Source organism: Psychrobacillus sp. FSL K6-1464, from assembly GCF_038003145.1.
GTDB classification, from domain to species: Bacteria; Bacillota; Bacilli; order Bacillales_A; family Planococcaceae; genus Psychrobacillus; species Psychrobacillus psychrotolerans.
Genome location: NZ_JBBOOP010000001.1, coordinates 623,347 through 644,663, shown reverse-complemented (window position 1 = coordinate 644,663; position 21,317 = coordinate 623,347). Strand labels below are relative to the sequence as shown.

23 protein-coding genes are annotated in these 21,317 nt (G+C 38.1%); all 23 read right to left on the bottom strand.

What is annotated here, in order from left to right; genetic code table 11:
• Window positions 1–12: 12 nt before the first annotated feature.
• Window positions 13–1,428, bottom strand: coding sequence for a F0F1 ATP synthase subunit beta (atpD, locus tag MKX39_RS03195; protein WP_093538709.1), 1,416 nt, complete (start codon window positions 1,426–1,428; stop codon window positions 13–15).
• Window positions 1,429–1,462: 34 nt separating this feature from the next.
• Window positions 1,463–2,323, bottom strand: a complete 861-nt coding sequence (locus MKX39_RS03190) for a F0F1 ATP synthase subunit gamma (RefSeq protein ID WP_340768244.1) — start codon at window positions 2,321–2,323, stop codon at window positions 1,463–1,465.
• 44 nt (window positions 2,324–2,367) lie between these two features.
• Window positions 2,368–3,876 (bottom strand): F0F1 ATP synthase subunit alpha, encoded by a 1,509-nt coding sequence (gene atpA / locus MKX39_RS03185; protein ID WP_093538711.1) that lies wholly within the window; start codon window positions 3,874–3,876, stop codon window positions 2,368–2,370.
• 27 nt (window positions 3,877–3,903) lie between these two features.
• Window positions 3,904–4,440, bottom strand: coding sequence for a F0F1 ATP synthase subunit delta (locus tag MKX39_RS03180; RefSeq protein WP_093538712.1), 537 nt, complete (start codon window positions 4,438–4,440; stop codon window positions 3,904–3,906).
• Window positions 4,437–4,961, bottom strand: a complete 525-nt coding sequence (gene atpF / locus MKX39_RS03175) for a F0F1 ATP synthase subunit B (RefSeq protein ID WP_340768242.1) — start codon at window positions 4,959–4,961, stop codon at window positions 4,437–4,439. Before atpF ends, MKX39_RS03180 begins: the two co-directional genes overlap by 4 nt.
• A gap of 145 nt (window positions 4,962–5,106) precedes the next feature.
• Complete coding sequence (gene atpE / locus MKX39_RS03170) at window positions 5,107–5,331, bottom strand: F0F1 ATP synthase subunit C (protein WP_093538714.1); 225 nt, start codon at window positions 5,329–5,331, stop codon at window positions 5,107–5,109.
• Between the two features lie 62 nt (window positions 5,332–5,393).
• Window positions 5,394–6,107, bottom strand: coding sequence for a F0F1 ATP synthase subunit A (gene atpB / locus MKX39_RS03165; RefSeq protein WP_093538715.1), 714 nt, complete (start codon window positions 6,105–6,107; stop codon window positions 5,394–5,396).
• A gap of 26 nt (window positions 6,108–6,133) precedes the next feature.
• Window positions 6,134–6,508, bottom strand: coding sequence for an ATP synthase subunit I (locus tag MKX39_RS03160; RefSeq protein WP_093538716.1), 375 nt, complete (start codon window positions 6,506–6,508; stop codon window positions 6,134–6,136).
• Window positions 6,509–6,915: 407 nt separating this feature from the next.
• Entirely contained in the window at window positions 6,916–8,037 is a 1,122-nt protein-coding gene (gene wecB, locus MKX39_RS03155) for a non-hydrolyzing UDP-N-acetylglucosamine 2-epimerase (RefSeq protein ID WP_340768241.1), read from the bottom strand.
• An 18-nt stretch (window positions 8,038–8,055) separates the two neighbouring features.
• A complete protein-coding gene (upp, locus tag MKX39_RS03150; protein WP_093538717.1) occupies window positions 8,056–8,685 on the bottom strand; it encodes a uracil phosphoribosyltransferase in 630 nt (209 codons plus the stop codon).
• Between the two features lie 488 nt (window positions 8,686–9,173).
• Window positions 9,174–10,433 (bottom strand): serine hydroxymethyltransferase, encoded by a 1,260-nt coding sequence (gene glyA / locus MKX39_RS03145; protein ID WP_281249768.1) that lies wholly within the window; start codon window positions 10,431–10,433, stop codon window positions 9,174–9,176.
• Window positions 10,430–10,975 carry a TIGR01440 family protein gene (locus MKX39_RS03140; RefSeq protein ID WP_340768239.1) on the bottom strand — a complete coding sequence of 182 codons (546 nt, stop codon included), beginning with the start codon at window positions 10,973–10,975 and terminating at the stop codon, window positions 10,430–10,432. Before MKX39_RS03140 ends, glyA begins: the two co-directional genes overlap by 4 nt.
• A 15-nt stretch (window positions 10,976–10,990) precedes the next feature.
• Window positions 10,991–11,431, bottom strand: coding sequence for a ribose 5-phosphate isomerase B (gene rpiB / locus MKX39_RS03135; RefSeq protein WP_093538720.1), 441 nt, complete (start codon window positions 11,429–11,431; stop codon window positions 10,991–10,993).
• 224 nt (window positions 11,432–11,655) lie between these two features.
• The gene (locus MKX39_RS03130) at window positions 11,656–12,960 is read right to left on the bottom strand and encodes a methyl-accepting chemotaxis protein (RefSeq protein ID WP_093538721.1); all 1,305 of its coding nucleotides are present in this window, start codon (window positions 12,958–12,960) and stop codon (window positions 11,656–11,658) included.
• A complete protein-coding gene (locus tag MKX39_RS03125; protein ID WP_093538722.1) occupies window positions 12,957–13,403 on the bottom strand; it encodes a low molecular weight protein arginine phosphatase in 447 nt (148 codons plus the stop codon). Before MKX39_RS03125 ends, MKX39_RS03130 begins: the two co-directional genes overlap by 4 nt.
• A gap of 59 nt (window positions 13,404–13,462) precedes the next feature.
• Window positions 13,463–13,966, bottom strand: coding sequence for a manganese efflux pump (locus MKX39_RS03120; protein WP_093538723.1), 504 nt, complete (start codon window positions 13,964–13,966; stop codon window positions 13,463–13,465).
• A 63-nt stretch (window positions 13,967–14,029) separates the two neighbouring features.
• Window positions 14,030–15,058: an L-threonylcarbamoyladenylate synthase gene (locus MKX39_RS03115; RefSeq protein WP_340768237.1), complete on the bottom strand. Its 1,029-nt coding sequence runs from the start codon at window positions 15,056–15,058 to the stop codon at window positions 14,030–14,032.
• A 68-nt stretch (window positions 15,059–15,126) separates the two neighbouring features.
• Window positions 15,127–15,657 carry a stage II sporulation protein R gene (locus tag MKX39_RS03110; RefSeq protein WP_340768236.1) on the bottom strand — a complete coding sequence of 177 codons (531 nt, stop codon included), beginning with the start codon at window positions 15,655–15,657 and terminating at the stop codon, window positions 15,127–15,129.
• A 193-nt stretch (window positions 15,658–15,850) separates the two neighbouring features.
• Entirely contained in the window at window positions 15,851–16,708 is an 858-nt protein-coding gene (gene prmC, locus MKX39_RS03105) for a peptide chain release factor N(5)-glutamine methyltransferase (RefSeq protein WP_340768235.1), read from the bottom strand.
• Complete coding sequence (gene prfA / locus MKX39_RS03100) at window positions 16,701–17,780, bottom strand: peptide chain release factor 1 (protein ID WP_093538727.1); 1,080 nt, start codon at window positions 17,778–17,780, stop codon at window positions 16,701–16,703. Before prfA ends, prmC begins: the two co-directional genes overlap by 8 nt.
• 831 nt (window positions 17,781–18,611) lie before the next feature.
• Window positions 18,612–19,184 (bottom strand): thymidine kinase, encoded by a 573-nt coding sequence (locus MKX39_RS03095; RefSeq protein WP_093535763.1) that lies wholly within the window; start codon window positions 19,182–19,184, stop codon window positions 18,612–18,614.
• A 127-nt stretch (window positions 19,185–19,311) separates the two neighbouring features.
• The gene (gene rpmE, locus MKX39_RS03090) at window positions 19,312–19,539 is read right to left on the bottom strand and encodes a 50S ribosomal protein L31 (protein WP_093535765.1); all 228 of its coding nucleotides are present in this window, start codon (window positions 19,537–19,539) and stop codon (window positions 19,312–19,314) included.
• A gap of 184 nt (window positions 19,540–19,723) precedes the next feature.
• Window positions 19,724–21,007, bottom strand: coding sequence for a transcription termination factor Rho (gene rho / locus MKX39_RS03085; protein WP_093535767.1), 1,284 nt, complete (start codon window positions 21,005–21,007; stop codon window positions 19,724–19,726).
• Between the last annotated feature and the right edge of the window lie 310 nt (window positions 21,008–21,317).

Sequence of the window (21,317 nt, the reverse complement as noted above, 5' to 3'; positions counted from 1 at the left end):
TGGTCCGATTTATTATACTTCTACGCCCATGCTTTTCGCTTTTTCTATAACTTCTTCAATGCGTCCAACTAAACGGAATGCATCTTCTGGTAAATGATCATATTTTCCTTCAAGAATTTGTTTGAATCCTTCAACAGTTTCTTTAACTGGAACGTATGAACCTTTTTGACCTGTAAATTGTTCTGCAACATGGAAGTTTTGAGATAGGTAGAACTGAATACGACGAGCACGGTTAACTACTTGCTTGTCTTCATCACCTAATTCATCCATACCTAAGATTGCGATAATGTCTTGAAGCTCTCTATAGCGTTGTAAAGTATATTGCACTTGACGTGCTACTTCATAATGCTCTGGACCTACGACTTCCGGAGAAAGCGCACGTGAAGAAGAAGCTAAAGGATCTACCGCTGGGTAAATACCCATCTCAGATAATTTACGTTCTAAGTTTGTAGTCGCATCTAAGTGAGCGAAAGTTGTTGCAGGAGCTGGATCCGTATAGTCATCGGCTGGTACATAAATCGCTTGGATAGATGTAACTGAACCAGTATTTGTTGACGTGATACGCTCTTGTAATTGACCCATTTCAGTTGCAAGTGTTGGTTGGTAACCAGCAGCAGAAGGCATACGACCTAATAATGCTGAAACCTCAGAACCTGCTTGAGTGAAACGGAAGATATTATCGATGAAAAGAAGTACGTCTGCACCTTGTTCATCACGGAAGTATTCTGCCATTGTAAGACCAGTTAAAGCAACACGCATACGTGCGCCAGGTGGCTCATTCATTTGACCGAATACCATTGCTGTTTTCTTAATAACGCCTGAATCGCTCATCTCGTGGAATAAGTCATTTCCTTCACGCGTACGCTCTCCAACACCAGCGAATACTGAAATACCGCCATGCTCTTGAGCAATATTATTAATAAGTTCTTGAATAAGAACAGTTTTACCTACTCCGGCACCACCGAATAGACCGATTTTACCACCTTTAATATAAGGAGCTAGTAGATCTACTACTTTGATACCTGTTTCAAGAATCTCAACTTCTGTTGAAAGGTTTTCAAATGTTGGCGCTTGACGGTGGATTGGATCACGACGATCTTCCACTGGAATTTCTTCTCCTAAGTCAATAACCTCACCAAGCACGTTGAATACACGTCCTAATGTTATATTACCAACTGGAACAGAAATTGCTGCACCAGCATCGAATACCTCTGTACCACGCTTAAGGCCGTCCGTAGATGACATTGCAATAGTACGAACAGAGTCATCTCCTAAGTGTAACGCTACTTCTAATGTTAAAGTTGTAGGCGCTTGGTTTGGACGTTCAATCGCTACAGTTAGTGCATTATAGATAGCTGGTAAATGGCCATTGTCAAACTTAACGTCGACAACTGGACCCATTACTTGTAGTACTTGTCCTTTGTTCACTACTGTTCCCTCCTGTCTTACTTTCTATCTTAAACTATTCTAAAGCCGAAGCTCCGCCGACGATTTCCGTAATTTCTTGCGTAATCGCTGCTTGACGTGCACGGTTATATACTAATGTTAAACTGCTGATCATATCAGCTGCATTGTCTGTCGCGGATTTCATCGCAGACATACGAGAAGCATGCTCACTGGCTTTACCATCGAGTAATGCACCGAAAATCAGGCTTTCCGCATATTGTGGAAGTAATACTTCTAGAATTGCTTCAGGTGAAGGCTCAAATTCATAAGAAGCAGTTGCGCCTGTTTCTACTGCAATATCCGTAAGTGGCAGTACCTTTTTCTCTGTTACTTCACTAGAGATGGCACTGACAAAGTGGTTATAGTACATATAAAGTTCATCATATGTACCATCCGTGAACATACCAACAGCTTTGCGAGCAACTTCTTTAATATCAGCAAAAGCAGGTTGGTCTGGTAAGCCGACTACTTCCCCAATTACGTTTGAACCACGTTTTAGGAAGAAGTCACGTCCCATACGACCAATTGCAAAGATTACATACTCTTCATTTGAAGAATGTCTTTCTGCTATGGCATTAGCTACAGCACGAATAACATTACTGTTATATGCTCCGGCCAATCCACGATCAGCAGTTATGACAAGATATGCAGTCTTTTTAACAGGGCGGGAAGTTAACATTGGATGTCCACTATCACTAGTACCTGATGCAATTGCTCCAACTACTTCTTGAATTTTCGACATGTAAGGAACATATGCTTTTGCATTTTCCTCCGCACGGTTCAATTTAGAAGCAGAAACCATTTGCATAGCTTTTGTTATCTGACTTGTTTTCTTTGTAGATGTTATTTTACTTTTTATGTCGCGTAATGATGCCACTGGTATTTCACCACCTTTTTGTTTTTTTCACTTAGACAAAGAAATTATTCAGATTTAGCGAAAGTTTTTTTGAATGCAGAAATTGCATTGTTCATATCTTCATCTGATGGAAGGTCTTTTGTCGTGCGAATATGATCTAAAACGTTTGTGTGGTTTGAATCTAACCAAGTTCCAAGTTCCGCTTCAAAACGAGTAATATCTTTTACTGGAATATCATCTAAATGGCCACGTGTTAGAGCATATAAAATCATAACTTGTTTTTCCACTTTAATCGGGCTATTCAAGTCTTGTTTTAATACTTCTACTGTACGCACACCACGGTTAAGTTTTGCTTGAGTTGCAGAGTCAAGATCTGATCCAAATTGAGAGAATGCTTCTAGCTCACGGAATGCTGCTAAGTCAAGACGTAGAGTTCCCGCAACTTTTTTCATTGCCTTAATTTGTGCTGATCCACCTACACGAGATACAGATAATCCGGCATTAATCGCTGGACGTACACCCGAGAAGAATAAATCAGATTGTAAGAAGATTTGACCATCTGTAATAGAAATTACGTTTGTTGGAATATAAGCAGAGATATCTCCAGCTTGTGTTTCAACGAATGGTAATGCAGTAATTGAACCTGAACCAAGTGTTTCATTTAACTTCGCAGCACGCTCTAATAGACGGCTGTGTAAGTAGAATACATCCCCTGGATACGCTTCACGGCCTGGAGGACGACGAAGAAGTAATGAAAGTTCACGGTATGCAGCAGCTTGTTTAGATAAATCATCATAAACGATTAATACGTGCTTACCATCGAACATAAATTCTTCTGCCATAGTTACACCAGCATAAGGAGCTAAGTATAATAATGGTGAAGGTTGTGATGCAGATGCAGTTACAACGATAGTGTATTCTAAAGCACCGTTTTTACGAAGTGTTTCTACTACGTTACGTACAGTCGATTCCTTTTGTCCAATAGCCACATAGATACAAATCATATCTTGGTCTGCTTGGTTTAGGATTGCATCGATTGCAACAGATGTTTTACCTGTTTGACGGTCACCAATGATTAACTCACGTTGTCCACGTCCGATTGGTACAAGTGCATCAATCGCTTTGATACCTGTTTGAAGTGGCTCATGTACAGACTTACGTGCCATAACCCCTTGTGCAGGACTTTCAATTGGACGAGATTTTGTAGTTGCGATAGGACCTAGTCCATCAACTGGTTGGCCAAGTGGATTTACAACGCGACCAATCAATTCTTTACCAACTGGAACTTCCATAATACGGCCTGTTCGACGTACTTCATCGCCTTCTTTGATGTCAGTGTATGGTCCAAGGATAACGATACCAACATTGTTGGCTTCCAAGTTTTGTGCCATACCTAAAACACCAGTTGAGAACTCTAAAAGTTCTCCAGCCATGACATTGTCGAGGCCATGAGCACGAGCGATACCGTCACCAATCGTGATAACCGTACCGACGTCGCTAACTTTCATCTCAGATTCGTAATTCTCAATCTGCTGCTTAATCAAGACACTGATTTCTTCAGCTTTGATGCTCATGTATGTCACCTCTCATAATTCATAATATTAACCGATCAAGTTACGTTTTAAGCGATCTAATTTTGTGCTTAGAGTGCTATCGTATATGCGGTTTCCGATTTGAACACGTATACCACCAATAATAGATGGATCTACAATGTTTTGAATATTTAAAGATTGTTTACCTACGTTTTTAGCAAATGCAGTAGATACGTTTGCACGTTCTTCTTCTGTAAGTGCACGTGTAGTATATACTTTCGCTTCCGCAACACCTTGTGCTTCATTCGAAAGAATCATAAATTCAGAAATAATGTCGGATACTTCTGCTAATCTCTTCTTATCAATTAACACTAAAAGTGTATTAATAACAATTGGGTTCGCATTTGTAAAGATTTGACGAATTAACTCTTTTTTCTTGTCTAGAGATAACTTTGGAGACGTAAATAAAGTTTTCACATCTTTGTTGCCATTCCAAACTACTTTAAGTTCACGTAAATCATTTTCGACTGCTTGTACTACATTTTTTTGTGTTGCTAGCTCGAACAAAGAGATTGCATAACGCTTAGCTACAGTTGAATTACTCACTTAACTTCGCCTGCCTTCGCAATCGTTGCCTCGATTAGCGCACGATTATCTTCTTCCGAAACTTCTTTTTCAAGAACTTTCGACGCTGCAAGTACTGAAAGTGAAACTACTTCTTCTCGTACCGCTGCAATCGCTCTTTCTTTTTCTGTATCAATTTCACGGATAGCAGATTCTTTCAAACGGATAGCTTCAGAACGAGCAGTTGTGATAATTTCCTCACGAGATGCATCGCCTTGCTTTTTCGCATTTTCTACAATCGCTAATGCTTCCGTACGTGCTTCTTTAAGTAAGTCACGTTGTTCTTCAAGTAAACGCTGAGATTCCCCGCGGCTATTTTCAGCTGCTGCGATTTCACTTGCGATTAACTCTTCACGTTGAGTCATAATCCCCATAAGTGGACCCCAAGCTACTTTCTTCAATAGAGCCATAAGTAAGATGAAGAAGAATAATGTAGCAAAAATATCCCAAATATTCAACCCATCATGGCCACTAGCACCAAGTACAAGGTAATCAAAAGACACGATTGTTTCACTCCTTTCAAACGCTATTAAGAGATCTTGCTTCTATTATTTAATAGTAATCATTGTTTTCTAGTTCATATGTTGTGTTATTCATAAAGAGAATGGCGGATGTAAAACCCGCCATCATAGATTTTTAAAGTTAATACTATTGGTTTAATACGATGAAAGCGATAACTGCTGCGATAATTGGAATCGCCTCAACTAATGCTACCCCGATGAACATAACTGTTTGTAAAGCTCCACGTGCTTCTGGTTGACGAGCGATACCTTCTACTGTTTTTGAAACGATTAATCCGTTACCAATACCTGCACCAAGTGCACCTAAACCGATTGCTATAGCTGCTGCTAATAATCCTACTGAACCTGTCATTGTTTATTTCCTCCTTGGAATGTTGTTTTTATTTTTTCTGTTTAAGAATCTAAACAGTTATATTAATGGTCTGCTGACACTTTATGTGACATATAAACCATTGTTAACATAACGAAAATGAATGCTTGGATACCGCCTATAAATAGGGAGAATCCTTGCCATGCCATTGCTGGAATAATTGCTCCAACAAAGCCAAATACTGAGGACGTTGCTAAACCTGCGATTAGTCCTAAAAGAACCTCACCTGCATAGATATTACCGTAAAGACGTAGACCAAGTGTCAACGTATTTGCGAATTCCTCGATAATTTTTAATGGGAATAAGAACGGCATTGGCTTTAAGTATGTATCTACTGCATAGCCCTTCATACCTTTTGCCTTTATTCCGTAATAGTGCGTTAAAATGATAACCATCACTGCAAGTGTCATGGTAATTGTCGGATCCGCAGTTGGGGATTTCCACCAAAGAACTCCATCATATGATATCGAGAATGGAAGACCTAGTACGTTAGCTACTGCGATAAACATAAGAAAAGTTATTCCAAGAACATGGAATCGTCCGCCTGTTTGCCAGTCGAAGTTACTTTTAATGATCCCTTTCACAAAGTCCATTATCCACTCCATGAAGTTTTGCATACCTGTTGGCTTCATCTTTAGATTTCTTGTCGCAATAAATGCGATTAAAAATACGATGAGTGTTGTAACCGCAAGCATTAAAATGTTTGACCAGTTACCGTACATCCCAAAAAGTTCAAATGTGGGATTTGCATGTTCCACGATTAATTCACCTCTCTTTCACATTCTCATTGCTGATTTTTTACATGAAACATAATACGTTCTACTACTAGCAGAACATAGGGAATCATTAATCCGATAACTGTACCGATAAGATGGAAGTACTCTGGAAGAGCAATTGCAATTGCTACAGCTGCAACACCGGACGCAAATCTGAATGTTGTACCTAAACCTGCTCGTCCTTTTCCACTTTCAAGCACACGATCAAATTTCTCCATTCTACGGACTAGAATCCAGAAATTATACAGACCAAATAAAGAACCAAGTGCCAAGCCTGCAAAAATTGTCGAATAAGGTGTAAAACCCCAACCTAGCGCACAAGCTGCGAGCAAAAAATATATGTACTTTTTTTGCCGCGTAAATATACGTTGCATTTCTAGCATTGATCTTTAATCTCCTGAATCATATTTTCGAATGGTCGTAATTACCCCAAACATGCTAATGTAGAGTTAACAAAAGGGTAAATACTGATAATACTGGAGTGGTTCTAATATTTCGTCCATTCATATCCCTATGAAGGAGTTGAACCGTTAAGCTGTGAGAGAATCGCAGAAATATAACGCTTCCCCTTTAAAAGGACGTCAGTTACGACGTAAAAAGAATCCTCACATTTTTTCCTTATTAAGTAAAAACTGTGAATCTAGTAGAAAGTTAACCTGACAAGTGTTTCAAGCATGAAACCCCTATCATGATTATCCTTTGTAAGCATACAATAGGGGCAAAATGATGTCAATTGCTTATAGTGAAAAACTTATGACTGTAATACTTTCCGACATTTTATTGACAAATTTTAATTTTCATCTTTTTGAAGAAAATTTATCAACTCTTCTACTATCCTTTGTGAAGCCTTACCATCTCCGTATGGGTTACTTGCTTTAGACATCTCATTATAAGCAACTTCGTCTGTTAGCAACTCATTTGTTAGTTGGTAGATTGTTTCTTCTTCTGTACCAGCAAGTTTCAAGGTTCCCGCTTCAATACCTTCTGGTCGTTCAGTAGTATCACGAAGTACTATTACAGGCTTTCCAAGTGAAGGTGCCTCTTCTTGAACACCACCTGAATCCGTCAGGATTATATGAGAACGTGCAGCAAAGTTATGGAAATCCAGAACTTCTAAAGGTTCTATTAAATGGATTCGCTCATTATCACCTAAAATTTCGTTAGCAATATCTCTCACAGCTGGATTCATATGAACTGGATAAATTACTTGTACGTCTTTGTGTTCCTTTAGCAATCTATTAATAGCACGGAACATATTACGCATTGGTTCACCCAAGTTCTCACGGCGATGAGCAGTCAACAAGATAATTCTACTTCCCTTAAGTTGTTCCAAAAGTGGATGTGTATAATCTTCTCTTACTGTTGTTTTTAAAGCATCGATCGCAGTATTACCAGTAACAAAAATGGTATCTTGACGCTTATTCTCATCTAATAGATTTCTTTCAGATTTGATAGTAGGAGCAAAATGGATATCTGCCATTACTCCAGTAAGCTGACGGTTCATTTCTTCTGGGAAAGGTGAAAACTTATTCCATGTGCGTAATCCTGCTTCTACATGTCCGATTGCGATTTGATTGTAAAATGCTGCAAGACTAGCCACAAAAGTAGTGGAAGTATCTCCATGAACAAGTACAATATCAGGTTTTGCTTCTTTCATGACTTTATCTAAACCTTCAAGCGCTCTAGTCGTAATATCTACTAATGTTTGACGGTCTTTCATCATATTCAAGTCGTAGTCTGGTTTTATGTTAAATGTATCCAATACTTGGTCAAGCATTTGACGATGTTGAGCGGTCACCGTTACAAGTGATTCAATCTCTTCTGGGTGTTTTTGAAGTTCCAAGACAAGTGGAGCCATTTTAATAGCCTCAGGTCTCGTACCAAAAATCGTCATTACTTTATATTTACGCATGAAATACAAACACTCCTTTTATTTTGTGCCAAACAACCGGTCTCCAGCATCACCTAATCCAGGAACAATATATCCATGATCATTTAACTTTTCATCCAAAGCGGCAATATAAATGTCTACGTCCGGATGTGCCTGTTGAAGAGCCTCTACTCCTTCAGGTGCTGCGATTAAACACATGAACTTAATGCTTGTCGCTCCACGTGATTTCAGTGAGTTTACCGCTTCAATCGCTGAACCACCTGTAGCTAGCATAGGATCTACTAATATAAAATCACGTTCTGCAACATCTGCAGGTAATTTCACGTAATATTCAACCGGCTTCAATGTTTGTGGGTCGCGGTAAAGTCCGATATGTCCTACTTTTGCAGCAGGTATTAACTTTAGAATTCCATCAACCATTCCAATTCCAGCACGTAAAATAGGAACTATTCCTAATTTTTTTCCTGCAAGAATTTTAGATTTTGTTAGTTGAACTGGAGTTTCTACTTCTGTTTCCTCCAATGGCATTTCACGTGTAATTTCAAACGCCATAAGTGTAGCTACTTCATCCACTAATTCACGAAACTCTTTTGTGCCTGTTTTTACATCGCGAATATATGTAAGTTTGTGTTGAATAAGAGGGTGGTCAAATACAAATACTTTCGGCATACTAGCAGCATCTCCTTTTATTTTATTTAAATTCTACTAATTATAACAAAAAACACGGGATACAAACAGTAATCCTACGTTTTTAATATTGCGTCTATTTGATTTAAGTGCATAGGTTTGAAAAAATAGAACCCTTGGCCAAACCGGACATTTTAACTCATTCAATATTTCCACCTGTTCTATAGTCTCTATTCCTTCGGCACCACGATTAAGTTTAGGTTTTTAGCGAGTAGTTTAGCGTTTGGACAATTGTTTTAGCACCCGAATTATGAATCTCTTGGATAAAGCTTCTGTCCATTTTCATTTCGCTATCGATAACTTATGTAAATAACTTATAGAGAGAGATTAAAACTGTGGATTAGTAAATAAAATTAGATTTTTGCTTCACAAGGATTAGTGATGATAAAACGAAGTACATGTTAGAGTTTTGTGTTCAAAATTAAAGCCAGCTACTAATAATTACGTAGCTGGCTTTAATGCTTATTAGGTTATTCGTATAATGGGAAGTTACTCGTTAAAGTTGCAACTCTTTCTTTTGCTTCTTTTAATACTTCTGCATCCTCATTATTTTTTAATAGTTTAGCAATGATAGATGCAATTTCTTTCATCTCTGCTTCTTTAAATCCTCGCGATGTCACAGCTGGTGTACCAATGCGGACACCGGATGTGATGAATGGACTTGCCGTATCAAATGGAATTGTGTTTTTGTTGACTGTAATTCCAACTTCATCAAGGACATGTTCCGCTACTTTACCCGTTAGGCCAAGAGCAGATACATCTAATAACATGACGTGATTATCGGAACCACCAGAAACAATACGGATTCCTTCTTCTGTTAAACTTTCTGCCAAAGCTTTTGAATTGGCAATCACTTGTGCTTGATACTCTTTAAATTCAGGTTTTTGCGCTTCGCCAAATGCTACAGCTTTTGCTGCGATTACGTGCATTAATGGGCCACCTTGAATCCCTGGGAAAATTGTTTTATCAATTTTCTTTGCAAACTCTTCAGTCGTTAAGATTAAGCCACCACGTGGTCCACGTAATGTTTTATGTGTTGTAGATGTTACGAAATGTGCATGGGGTACTGGGTTTGGATGAAGGCCAGCAGCAACTAAACCTGCAATATGTGCCATATCTACAAATAAGTATGCACCCACTTCATCTGCAATTTCACGGAATTTAGCGAAGTCAATAGTACGTGAATACGCACTTGCTCCAGCAACGATCATTTTCGGCTTGTGCTCTAGTGCAATTCCACGAACTTCTTCATAATCGATTAGTTCCGTTTCTTTGTTAACACCGTACTCGATAAAATTATATTGAATACCACTAAAATTGACAGGAGAACCATGCGTTAAATGCCCACCATGGGATAAATTCATCCCTAAGATCTTGTCACCTGGTTGCAATGCAGTCATGTACACTGCCATATTTGCTTGAGAACCTGAATGTGGTTGTACATTGGCATGTTCTGCACCAAAAATTTCTTTCAAACGATCACGTGCAATATTTTCTACTACATCTACATGCTCACAGCCACCATAGTAACGTTTACCAGGGTAACCTTCTGCATATTTATTGGTTAGGACAGAGCCTTGTGCTTCCATAACCGCCTCTGATACAAAGTTCTCTGATGCGATTAACTCAATATTCGACTGTTGACGCTTTTTCTCTGCTAACATTGCCTCATATACTGCTGGATCTTGTGATAAAATTTTCTCCACTATTCGTTCCTCCTCCAAATTCATCCGTAAAATGCACGTTCTCCACCTATTAGCTTAGGACGTGTTTTCGCAATCAAAACGATTGCTTCCCCAATTTTCTTAATGGACAAGCGAATTGGTACTGCAACAGGTTGAAGTTGCATACCAATCAAGGTTTGTCCTATATCAATGCCTACATGTGCTTGAACATGCTCGACTACAACAGGGTCACTAAAATGTGTGTACGCATATGCAGACATAGAACCACCTGCACGTACTACTGGAATTACTGATACTTCTGGCAATCTATAATGTAACTGTGCTGCTCTTTCCATTGTAATGGCACGATTAATGTGTTCGCATCCTTGGAAAGCCAAATGTATATTGTTGCGATTTGCAAATGCTCGTAAAGGGGTGAATAAAACCTCGGCTACTTCTAATCCGCCTGCAGTTCCAATTTTCTCACCAATAATTTCTGAGGTTGAACATCCAACGACAAATAAATCATTTTCATGAAATTCAATTTGCTGCTCCACTTCTAAAAGTAGTTGTTCGATTTGTTCTACCCACAAATTCTTTGCTTCCATCAGGAATCCCTTCCTCTATGCATTTTCTATTTCTGTAATTTTTTCTACACGACGTAAATGACGACCGCCTTCAAAATCTTGTGCAAGCCAAGTCGAAACTATTTCTCTTGCAAGTCCGGCTCCAATAACACGTTCCCCCATTGCGATAATGTTGGAATCATTGTGGTTTCTAGTAGCCTTCGCAGAAAAAACATCATGAACTAATGCACAGCGAATACCTTTTACCTTGTTTGCAGCAATTGACATACCTATACCAGTACCACAGATTAAAATACCACGATCGAAATTACCACTTGCCACACCCTCTGCTACTGGCATAGCAAAGTCCGGAAAGTCAACAGAATCGTTACTTTTCGGTCCAAAATCTTCATAAGATAATCCTAATTCTTCAAGTAGCTGTATTATTTCCTGACGTAGATTATTTCCGCCATGATCGGAAGAAATTGCAATTTTCAACTCGTTCCCTCTTTTCTGTTTTTACTCCATATCATCATACCATTTTTCTATATAAAAAAACACAACTCACGCATAATGAGTTGTGTTTTTTATGCTTAATTTTATTAATTTCTGAAATTTATTTAATTAATCAATCTTTTTTTATTAATTTTTTCTAAAATAACGAACTATTTTTAATTTTAACGTCATAATGTTCGTGTTTTATAATCTTGACGATATCAGAATTAGATAGTTTTTCGATCAAATTGTGAGATCACTTTAAATAGCTCTTCCGATTGTTCTTTTAGCCCGTATGAAACTGCTTCTATTTGTTCTATAGAACGAGCTTGTTCATCCGTAGCACTGCGCACCTCTTCTGCTCCTGCAGATGTTTCTTCAGCAATGGCAGCTACTTCTTGTGACTGACGAGCCGTACTTTCTATATTTGTTAACTGTTTTTCCACTAATGATGAAATTTCCACTACCGATTCGGCCATCTCATGAATTTTCGTAGACATTCCTTCAATTGCTTCATTTGTTTCAGAAACTCGTTTAGCCTCTCCAACCGCAAAGCTGACTTGGTTCGTCATCTGGTGGACAACTGTTTGCACATCTGTTTGTATTGCTAAAATTAGTTTAGAAATACCTTGGACGGCTTTAGCACTTTCATCCGCTAGTTTCCGAACTTCTTCTGCTACAACAGCAAATCCTTTACCATGCTCCCCAGCACGTGCTGCTTCAATAGATGCATTTAACGCAAGTAAATTCGTTTGTGCCGCAATGTCTCCTACCAATTGAATGATGCTTTCCACTTTCCCTGCATTCTCTTCTAATTGATGAACATTTCCAAGCGCTGCTTCACTACCTGTAGCAATTTTTTGGATCCCGTTTACTAACGATTGAATTACCTCTCTAGTTTGAGATAAACCTATAATCATTTCATTTGACTGTTCGGAAGATTTTTCTGCACGTAGATTAACTTCTGATGCTAGCACTCGAACATCCTCTACTGATTCTGCTGTTTCTTGTACCGCTATGGCAGAGTGCTCAGCACCTTGTGAGATTTGCGCTATTGTATGAGCGATTGCTTCTGCTTGTTCTGAAGCAGCAGATGATTCTACCGACAGCTGTTGAACCGTTCTATTTGTTTTATCAAAGTTGTCTTCAATACTTTGCACCATTTCTCTTAAATTTACTAGCATGGACTGAAATGCGATCGCTACCGACTGGATCTCATCTTTCGATTTCGGCACTTCTACATTTATCCCAATTTTTCCCTCTGAAGCTAAAATTGCTACCTTTTCCAAGTTGAATAAAGGCTTGATAATTAACCCACTGAAAAAATAGGCTAAAACACCGGACCAGAATATTCCTAGTGCATAGGTGGCAACCTCAAACCCCCAAGAATTTGTTGCTCCATCAAACAATATTGGTTGTACGAAGCGAATAAATAGAGCACTTGTTGTATATGTAATCAGCGCTAAAATTGTAACAAATAACACAATCTTTTTTTGTAGTCCAAAACTGTGCTTTTTCTTTTTTTCTTTCATCTCATTTCCCCCTGTAGTTTGTTCACTAGTCCATCTGTTAATACTTGTAATTCGTGAAAAGTACTTTCATATGTAAACAAATCTCCCCCGTACGGATCTGATACATCTTTGATATCATCAGGGGTCACAAACTCTTTGTACATATATATTTTAGATATTGCATGAGGGAAACCTAAAATAATTGCATGTTTATGAGAGGCCGTCATTGTTAGGATTAAATCAGCCCAATCGATTAGAGTCTCATCTACAGAAGTAGACGAGTGCGCAAATGGAATCATTTGTTGTTCTAATACTAATTGACTATTTCTAGATATAGGTCCGCCCTCCGAAGCATAGATGCCGGCTGATCGAACTTGCAAGCCATCAATGTTTCGTGATTTTAATAATGCCTCGGCAATTGGACTCCGACAAGTGTTACCCGTACAAACAAACAGAATATTCATAGATCTATTTCCTCATCTCTAGTATATATTAATTAGTCCTATAATTGTGTTGTAAATTGTTAAATATTTCGTAACGTGAGAATACCCATTAACAAAATTAGTACTCCGGCAAATCTTAAAATAAGTGCTCGGTTCATAAAAGTATGTTTGAATATAACCTTTTGCGCTATAAATACAGCAATATACGAAAAGAGGCCAGCACTTAATATAAATACAAACTTTTCTAATTTAAGCATACCAAATGAAACACTAACTGAAAAGGTATCTAGGCTAGCAAAAACCGCGAGTAAATATGGGGACAACAGTGGAACTTGTTTTGGAGATTGAGCTAAAATCATCTGTAATCCTACTAATGATAAAAGAATACCCGATAAATAAGGACTTGCATAAGCCAAATAATTTTGTACAACGACACCTGCATAATAACCGATTAACGGAAAAAGCATATGTAAAGAAGCTACCCATGCAGCAAGTGTAAAAATTTGCTTACGATATACAACCAACGAAAATAAAATAAGTACGTCCACAGACATCAAGGCGCCTGCTAAAATTTCACGCCACAAAAAAATCTCCCCCGTCTATTTGCATACTTAAATGTATGCAAATAGACGAGCGAGAATACAATATTAGCTATAAAACCATTTACCATCAGCCGCTTTTTCTAACCGATTCATAATCGCTGTTCCCACACCTGCTTTTGAGAGAACGGGAACGAGGATAATATCCGCATCTGTTTCATCACAATCTCTTAAAGCCTGATACAGTAAATGCGCTGCATCACTAAGCTGATCTTCTTTTCCTAATGAAAAAAAGTAATCTACGTTTATGTGCCTAAATGATTCACTTGCTATTATTGCTACCTTTTTCTGTTCATTATGTATTTTTTCTACTGCTTCTTTAAGCTTTACTAAAGATGCTTCTATTAAATATACAGGAGAATCAGGAGCGTAATGGGCATATTTCATGCCTGGTGCTCGTGGAGCTTCTTTTTCATCGGTCGGTTGAGCTTCCCCGACTTGCCCAATCACTTTTTCTAGCATTTCCTTCGTTACTCCACCTGGACGAAGAATAGTAGGTAAATCATTTACAAATTCTATTACAGTAGATTCTAAACCTATGCCAGTAGTTCCACCATCTAAAATAAGGGGTATTTTCCCTTCTAAATCATGATGTACATGCACTGCTTTTGTAGGACTTGGTTTCCCACTTTTATTGGCACTTGGAGCAGCAACAGGTTGTTTTAATTGTTTTAATAATTCTAGCGCTACCTTATGCTCTGGCATTCTGACTCCAACCGTTTGCAATCCAGCTGTTACATTTTTTGCCAAGGTATTCGGTCTTAGCGGCAAGATAAGCGTTAGGGGGCCGGGCCAAAATGCATCCATACACACTTCCGCAAGTTTAGGTATATCTTGAGTAAATGCCATCATCTCTTCCTTAGAACCAATATGGACAATAAGCGGATTGTCTTGTGGTCTTCCCTTTGCTTCGAATATTTTAGCTACTGCTTCTTCGTTCGTGGCAATCGCACCTAATCCGTATACTGTTTCTGTTGGAAAAGCTACCACTTCCCCTTTTGTTAATAAATCCACAGCCTGTGTATAACTATCGTTATTTGTTAATAAGTTATCCACATTCTTAATTATGGTTTTCATGTTGTATTTTCTCCTTTCTTGCTTACTTATCCACAAATTGTTGATAACTATCATTTTATTGTTAGTAACTATGTGGAAAACTTCTTTTTCAGCCACTCCCATACCCAGAATTTAGGCTTTTCTTCTTTCACTTCTTCTTTATAGCATACCTTTGGGAAAAGTGCGCACCACCAGTTATCCCCTCTTGCGTTACCAATGGAAATAACAATAGATTCTGTCATCACTTGTGAAGAAATACCTGCCTCCCAAACTTTCGGTGGAAAGCTCGCCTGGCCTTTCGTAATGTTAATATTTGTATCTAAAGAGTTCGATAACTTCTCGACTGCTTTTTCTAATTCGCTATACGTTGTTTGTGGATTACTTACGTAGTTTAGCAACATTGGTTCTATATGATGTTTCACGTCATTTTTCATTTGTTGGTCTTCCATTGTATTACTATTTGCTATTAGTCGAAAACGCATACCTTCTACTTCTTCGTTTTGTTGAAACAATAAAAATAAACAAAACTGAATTAGTAACAGCATCCAAACAAAGAATATCAATGCATCTACTTGTTTCCCGATACTTGGTGCTTTTTTAATCTCGTAATCTGGTAACATATAACATTCCCCCTTAGGAACATTGTTACCAGTAGATTCATATTTTATTCAGTGCTTAAGTGAATTTCATAAAATTAATTATTATGAGATTCTGCATCAACTTGTTTGGTGTCGATGCAACAACAGAACAACGCTTTCCATATGCACGTTTGTATTAATCTTAATATCAAAGGAAAGCAAATGAATACTCGCTTTAATCCTTGATTGTGCAAAAAACAAAACGATTTTTTTGGTTAATATCTTGAACGATTTCTACCAGTGCTTCTGGAAAAACATTTTGAAGCATTTTTTGAACAGCTGGGCCTTGTTCGTAGCCAATCTCAAAACCTATGAAACTCGGAGCATTCATCACACTAGGAAGCTTTTCTGCCATTTTTCTATAAAGCTGTAAGCCATCCTCATCTGCAAATAGAGCAAGATGTGGTTCATAATCTATTACTGTATCAGAAAGACTTGCCGCTTCATGTGATCCTATATATGGAGGGTTCGATAATATAATATCCCATTTTTGATCGGCGATTGGGGCTAGTAAATCACCTTGTTTGAAATCTATCAGCGCTTCTAAGCGCTCGGCATTCTTTTTAGCTACGCTTAAAGCCTCCACCGATATGTCTGTTGCAGTGACAGTTGCATGTGGTATTTCCTTTTTAATAGTTATTGCTATTGTGCCACTTCCAGTTCCGATATCAGCAATTTTTATAGGTTTGTTTAACTCAAATAGACTTGCAGCTCTTTTTTGAACTTCTACAATTAATTCTTCTGTTTCTGGTCTCGGAATTAAAACATGTTCATTCACTAAAAAATCACGACCGTAAAAACTCTCTTGTCCTATAATATATTGGAAAGGCCTACCAGTGGCATGTTCTTCTATATAAGCCCAAAATGTTTGAAATGCTTCTATAGTTATTTCATCATATATAGCAATCATCAACTCGGAGTAGTTTTTCCGTAAGACATGCTGTAATAAGTAGCGAGCAACTTCTTTTTCACGATTATTCTCCTCTAAAAAAGAAGAAGCCCGTTTTAGGGCCTCAAAATTTGTTTTACACATTCGTATCATTCATTCTCTCTAATTTTTCTGCTTGATCTTCCATTATTAATGCATCAATCACTTCATCCATTTTACCTTCTAGGACCTGATCAAGTTTTTGCAAAGTCAATCCGATTCGGTGATCTGTTACACGATTTTGTGGATAGTTATACGTACGAATCCGTTCCGAACGGTCTCCTGTTCCTACTGCCGATTTACGCACAGCATCATATTCTGCTTGTGCTTCTTGAAGGAATTTATCCGCTACGCGTGCACGAAGAATTTTCATCGCTTTTTCTCTGTTTTTAATCTGTGATTTTTCATCTTGCATAGAAACAGTAATTCCCGTTGGTAAATGTGTCATTCGAACCGCGGACATAGTTGTATTTACAGACTGTCCTCCCGCACCCGATGAAGCAAATGTATCCACACGAACTTCCTTCTCATGGATCTCCACGTCCACTTCCTCCGCTTCCGGAAGTACAGCAACAGTGGCCGTAGAAGTATGAATACGTCCGCCTGATTCTGTTTCTGGAACACGTTGTACTCGGTGTGCCCCGTTTTCATATTTCATTTTGGAATAAGCACTTTTTCCGTTAATCATGAAAATAATTTCTTTGAAGCCGCCAAGCCCAGTTGGGTTGGATTCCATAATATCTATTTTCCAGCCTTGGGTTTCCGCAAATCTGCTATACATACGGAACAAATTCCCTGCAAATAACGCAGCTTCGTCTCCGCCAGCAGCCCCGCGAATTTCCATAATAACGTTTTTATCATCATTTGGATCCTTCGGAATTAACAATAGTCTTAATCGTTCTTCTAACACTTCGATTTGGTCCTCTAAATCACTGACCTCTTCTTTCACCATTTCACGCATATCAGCGTCCAACTTTTCCTCTAGCATTTGCTTCGAGTCTTTATACTGACTTTTAACTTCTTTGTATTCACGGTAGGCATCTACAGTTCCTTGTAGATCCGATTGTTCTTTTGAATATTCTCTTAGCTTATTTAGATCATTGACCACTTCTGGATCACTAAGCAGTTCATTTAAATTATTGTAACGATCTTCTACCGATTGTAATCGATCAAACATCGAGCTCACCTCGTTCATTTAAGTATATATCTTTCCTATTATAAAGAAAAACTAACATTCCCGCTACTTTTTCTGTAAAGGTTTTGATCGTATGAGAAAAATAGTAAGAAAAATCCTATGGCTTAAGGTATAAAAACTGTTTCTATCGTTTTCGAAGGGCTTTAGACAGACGTTTTGCTACATAATTACCGAATAATTTTTTAGGGATGCTGGTTAGTTGTGACGTTCGTCACAACTAACCAGCATCCCTTTTTTCGGTAACTTTATGGCACCGATCTGCCCATCTCCCTTCTACAACTCGTAGAAACGGGTAAGTACGTTTTTGGATAACTAGAGATAAGATACCTTCATATTTATATAGGAGCTCTCGAAGATGCAATTTCGTTCGCTAATTCGCTTCTTTTTTTAGTAAACACTTACTATTTTTCCTTACTTCCACTTATGTAATAGACAATCCACACTCTTCATCCTATATTACAAAATAGCATCCTTAATTTAACAAAATATTTTATCACTTCATTAACTTTGACTACTATTTCATCTAAGCTATATGCTTCACCAAATCTTATAGTAGAGTACTACACATTATATTGATTGTAGTGGAAGGTGGCGACTCCAGTGGGATGAGTGAGACAGATGAGATATCACAACGACGCGCTAGCGACGGTGATAGCTCATCGCTCACCCCACGGAAAGCGTCCACCTGTAACAGAAATCGGCGGCACATTTAATTCTTAAATTCACCTGTAACACTAGCTTAGGACATATCATTTTCTTTTCATTCTTTAAAATTCCACTTCATAGAATTTAATGAAGTGGATTTTCAGTAGCTTATAGTGGTGGATTGGCGTGGCATTTTCTGCATACTGGGTAGTAGGAGTCATTACCGCCTATTTGAATTTGTTCGCCAGTGTAGACAGGTTTTCTTTGGTCATCAACTCGTAGATTCATGATTGCTTTTTTATGACAGAACCAGCAGATAGTTTTCATCTCTTCAATTTTGTCTGCGTAAATTAGCATATAACGACTTCCCTCAAAAAGTTCATTTTGGAAATCATTTTTTAGTCCGAAGCCCATTACTGGAATATCTAAATCGTCTACTATTTTCGTTAGTTGCAGAACATGTTCCTTTGTTAAAAACTGAACTTCATCGATTAACACACAGTAAGGCTTTATAGATTCTGCCTGAACTAATTCAAATAGATTAGTTTCATCATAAATAGCTGTTGCCTTTCTTTTCAAGCCAATTCTACTAGAAACATGACCGACTTCGTCACGTGTATCTATTCCTGGTGTAAATATTAAAACAGGTTTGTCCTGTTCCTCATAATTATGAGCAACTTTTAATATCTCTATTGATTTTCCACTATTCATCGCTCCGTGTTTGTAAAATAATTGCGCCATAATTTGTCTCCTTGTGTGCTATGTATTTTCTATCTTATTTATATCATACGTGAACTGTTAACGGAAACCATATTTGCCTTAAAATAAAAATACCTGCAAAGCAAAATGCTCTACAGGTACTTCAATATTAGTTTTCTTGGTCTTCTGAAATTTCTTCTTTAATGCCGTATTTTTTGTTGAAGCGATCCACACGGCCATCAGCTGCTGCGAATTTTTGACGCCCAGTGTAAAATGGGTGACATTCGTTACAGAACTCGACTTTAATGTCATTTTTTACAGAACCAGTTGTGAATGTGTTACCACATGAACATGATACTGTAGCTTCTTTGTAATCGGGATGAATTCCTGCTTTCATCTCTATCTCTCCTCTCGCCCTGAACCATCTGGAACAGAGTTGGTTATGATACTGATACCTTACACGATCCGATTGTTGTCAATCGCATATGTAGCAGAAAATTGTGATGTTACGTTAAATATAATACCATCTATAGGCGTTTAATGCAAATGTTTAGTTTATATTTGTTTTTAGTAATTACTTTTTATAGTGAAACTTTACCACTTTTATGCGCTTTCATTTCTACAGCAAGTTGTTCGAAGAATCCTTCATTTGTTTTGGTTTGGCGAAGCTTTCTTAAGAAGCGTTCTCCAAAATCAGATGAATCCGAGAAGGTTTTACGTATCGCCCAAAGTTTGTCCAACTGCTCTTTCGGTATAAGTAATTCTTCTTTTCTTGTTCCTGAACGACGAATATCGATCGCTGGGAAGATACGACGCTCTGCAAGGCTTCTGTCTAAGTGAAGTTCTAAGTTACCAGTTCCCTTAAATTCCTCATAGATTACTTCGTCCATTCTGGATCCCGTATCGACTAATGCCGTGGCAAGAATTGTTAAACTGCCACCTTCTTCGATATTACGAGCTGCTCCGAAAAATCGTTTTGGACGATGGAAAGCAGCAGGATCAATACCACCTGATAGTGTACGACCGCTTGGTGGAATAACTAAGTTGTAAGCACGAGCTAAACGAGTAATTGAATCCATCAAAATAATAACGTCGCGTTTATGTTCAACTAATCGCATTGCTCTTTCCAGTACAAGTTCAGCCACTTTTACATGATTTTCTGGAACTTCATCAAATGTAGAACTCACTACATCTGCTTTAACCGAACGCTCAATATCAGTTACTTCTTCTGGACGCTCATCTATTAATAAAACAATTAGTTCCGCATTTGGATGATTCGTAGTTATTGCGTTAGCAATTTCTTTAATAAGTAATGTTTTACCAGCTTTTGGTGGCGCTACTATTAATCCACGTTGACCATAACCAACTGGTGCTACCAAGTCCATGATACGAGTCGATAGTTTCTCAGGATCCGTTTCTAATTTGATATGACGATCAGGATATAAAGCGGTTAGTCCTGGAAAATGAACTCTTTCCTTTGCTACTTCAGGGTCTTCCCCGTTGACCAATTCAACATGTAACAGGCCATAATAACGTTCACTTTCTTTTGGTGGTCGCACTTTTCCTGTTACTTTGTCTCCGTTACGAAGGTCAAACCTTCTTATTTGAGAAGCGGAGATGTAAATATCCTCTGAACTAGGCGAATAGTTAATCGGGCGCAAGAAACCGAAGCCCTCTTGTTGAATAATTTCAAGTACGCCTTCCATGAAGAAAAATCCTTCTTGTTCCGCACGAGATTTTAAGATTGCAAAAATAAGTTCTTTTTTTGAAAGTTTGCTATATGCGGCTACTTTAAATTTTCGCGCAAGTGTATATAGTTCTTTCAGAGTCATGTTTTCTAACTCATTAATTGTTGTTTGTGTCATATGGAATGCACCACTCTTTATTGTTTTTTATTGTTTTACTATTTTGAGATATTGAGAAAGAAGTTTTATAAGAGGTTACCCGACGCCAGAGATTGGTCGCCGGGTAAAACATAAAGGAAAGTTCTTTTTTATAGACTAAGAAAGTATAAACTTACTAATCAAGATCTGTCTAGCTCCAGCACCTAGCCCCTCGAGGTCGCTTCAGACTTGCACAAAAGGCAAACTACGCCTTTATGACAATTCTTCCAGCGCTTTTCGGGGCTTACGTAGGTGCTTTCGCATTTCTTTTCTGTCTAGCTCCAGCACCTAG